This window comes from Acidovorax sp. BoFeN1 (genome assembly GCF_003345135.1).
In the GTDB taxonomy this organism is placed as follows: domain Bacteria; phylum Pseudomonadota; class Gammaproteobacteria; order Burkholderiales; family Burkholderiaceae_C; genus Acidovorax; species Acidovorax defluvii.
Genome location: NZ_QOZT01000151.1, coordinates 1 through 3204 on the forward strand (window position 1 = coordinate 1; position 3204 = coordinate 3204).

General features: G+C 58.9%; 1 protein-coding gene. It reads left to right on the top strand.

Going from position 1 to position 3204, the window contains the following annotated elements; translation table 11 throughout:
- The first annotated feature begins 145 nt into the window (after positions 1 to 145).
- On the top strand, positions 146 to 3061 hold the full coding sequence (locus tag DTW89_RS18860; RefSeq protein ID WP_003049965.1) for a Tn3-like element IS1071 family transposase: 2916 nt from the start codon (positions 146 to 148) through the stop codon (positions 3059 to 3061).
- The last annotated feature ends 143 nt before the right edge of the window (positions 3062 to 3204 follow it).

The following is a 3204-nucleotide window of genomic DNA, read 5'->3' on the forward strand; positions in this document are numbered from 1 at the left end:
GGGGTCTCCTCGTTTTCAGTGCAATAAGTGACGGTACGCAAAGCTAGCACTGGCGCGGGGGTGGTCTGGGTAGACCGTTGATTTCATTGACTTTCCTGTTCGCTTTGTAAACGGGTATGGTGGCCTCCCACTTTTGAGGTTCACGATGCAGGGTTGGCACACAACGTTTTTGGGGATGCGTGGGCTCCCCCGCGATATCAGCGACTTCGAGATGAAGGCATTTTTCACCTTCGATGGTGCCGAGCGCGACGCAATCAATGCACGCCGAGGTGATTCCCACAAGCTTGGTCTGGCGCTCCATATTGGTTTCCTGCGCATGAGTGGGCGTTTGCTCGGTGCCTTTCGGGTAATTCCAGTAGCCTTGTGGCGCCACCTTGGCAACGAGCTTGGCATTGCAGCACCAGAAGTCGCCTCGCTGAGAGCCATGTATGAACGCGGGCGCACGCTATTCGATCACCAACAAGTAGCCTGCACGGTCCTTGGATTCCAGTGGATGAGCGAGCACCAGCGCCGCTCACTGGTACGTGAACTGCGCGACGAAGTGGCGCGCTGCGCCGACCGCGATCAGCTACTCGTGCGGGCGCGTCAATGGCTGTACAAGAACAAGCTGGTGATCGTGCACGAGCGGGCAATTCGGACACTGATTGCGGCGGCACTTGCCCAGCTTGAAGTTGAAACAGGCACCGCCATCGCCGCCAGCGTTGATCCAGCAACACTTGATCGCTGGCGAGCCTCAGTTTCAGAGCTGCGCCCAGATGGACAAACCCAGCAGAGTTGGCTATGGGCTGCACCGGCGAAACACTCAACCCGCCAAATCAGCGAGGTACTGGAGCGCATCGACCTGCTTTACACGCTGGACGTTCATAAGCACCTGGCAGACATCCCCGATCTCATCTTGCGCCGCTACGCGCGCCGACTTGTCTCCAGGCCGCCCTCAGCCGGAGCCAAGATCAAAGAGCCAGCGCGCACCGTGGAGGTCGCATGCTTTCTTCGGTATTGCCTGTTCACCACCACAGACCAGTTGATCCTTATGGTGCAGCGCCGGATCGCCGATCTGTGGCGTCAGGCTGCCGCCGATGTCCCCGCTACCGTCAATTGGGCCGCAATGTACAAAACGCTGCTCGGCGAACTTGTTGCCTTGAGCGCGCAAGGTGCGGTGCCAGATGCTGAGTTGCGTGCCCGTCTTGAAGCCTTGATCACCGAAACCCAGAAACGCAAACCACCGAGCAGGGCCTCCCTGGTCCGCGAGGGATTGATTGATGGAATTCGCCCCGTGCGGTCGTTGCTCGTCGCCATTGCAAAGCTGCCCTGGCAGGCCACCGGCGAGCATCCTGCCATCGAGTACCTTGCCAAGCTGCAAGCTTTATATCTCAAAGGATCCAGAAAGCTGCCAGTTGAAGTGGTGGCACCAAGTCTGGGAATGATCTGGCAGGTTTCGATCTCCAGCCCAGACCGGGAACGGGCGTTTCAGGCGTTGGAGGTGGCCACCCTGTTTGCCCTGCGCCGCGCGGTGCGCAATGGCTCGGTCTGGATTGAGCACAGCCTGAGCTTTCGGGGTCGTGCGCGCTTGTTCTTCACGGACGAGCGTTGGCAGGCAGAGTCCAAGAAACACTATGCCCGTCTATCGTTACCCAGCAAGGCTGCCACTTTCTTGAAGCCTTTGCTGGCCAGAGTAACTGCCGGTGTCGATGCGGTGGCCGCTGCAGCCCGCAGTGGCGTACTGCGCGTGGATGATGAACTCCATTTGTCGCCATTGCCCGCAGAGGACGAAGACCCAGAAGTGACCAAGCTGCGCGCGGCTTTGGATCACCGCATCGGTGAGGTTCAATTGCCGGAAGTGATTCTGGCCGTTGACGCCCAGGTGCGCTTTAGCTGGATCATGCTCGGACGTGAGCCGCGCTCTACCGACGAGCTGCTGATGGTCTATGCCGGCATCATGGCCCACGGCACCAGTCTGACTGCGGTCGAATGCGCGCGCATGATTCCGCAATTGTCTGCCACCAGCATTCGCCAGGCCATGCGCTGGGCGCGGGACGAACGGCGTCTGAGCCAGGCCTGCCAGGCTGTGCTGGAATTCATGCAGCGACACCCGATTGCCGCCACCTGGGGGCGGTCCGATTTGGCATCTTCTGACATGATGAGCATGGAGACCACCAAACGGGTGTGGCAAGCCCGGCTTGATCCTCGGCGCAACACACCTTCCATTGGAATCTACTCCCATGTAAAAGACCGGTGGGGCATCTTCCATGCGCAGCCCTTTGTGCTCAATGAGCGCCAGGCGGGCGTGGCCATTGAAGGTGTCATCCGCCAAGAAAAGCTGGAGACCAGCCAGCTTGCTGTGGATACCCATGGCTACACCGACTTTGCCATGTCACATGCCCGTTTGCTTGGTTTTGATCTTTGCCCGCGGTTGAAGGAACTCAAACAGCGCCACCTCTTTGTGCCACGCGGCACCAAAGTGCCCGCAGAAATCGCTGCGGTGTGCGAAGCCAATGTCGACGTCGCTTTGATCGAAAAGCATTGGGATAGTCTGGTGCACCTGGCAGCCTCGGTCATGAGCGGACATGCCAGTGCGGTGGCAGCTCTTGCGCGGTTCGGTTCTGCCGCCCAGGGCGATCCAATCTATGAGGCTGGCGTGCAATTGGGGCGGTTGCTGCGTACGGCGTTTTTGGCTGACTACTTTGTCAAGGACGCTTTCAGGAACGAGTTGCGCCGGGTGCTCAATCGGGGCGAGGCTGTTAACGCCCTCAAGCGCGCCATTTATACCGGCCGGATCAGCCCGGCGCAGGCCAAACGTGTCGATGAAATGCAGGCTGTGGCCGATGCGTTGAGCCTGATGGCCAACATCGTGATGGCGTGGAATACCTCACAGATGCAGGCGGTCCTGGATCGCTGGTCGAACCGCCGCCAGGTCATTCCACCGGAACTGATCGGGAAGATTGCGCCCACCAGGCTGGAGAGCATCAACTTGCGGGGTGTGTTTCGCTTCCCGGTTGACCGCTATGCTGACCAAATCCTGCCTTCGCGGCCAAATGCATCGATAACTGGCACCAATGGATGAAACCGACCACGGTTTGACGCCACGAATCGCAGATTTGAAAGTGAACAGGAAAGTCAATGAAATCAACGATCTACCAACACCACCTCCGCGCCAGTGCTAGCTTTTCGTACCGTCACTTATTGCACTGAAAACGAGGAGACCCC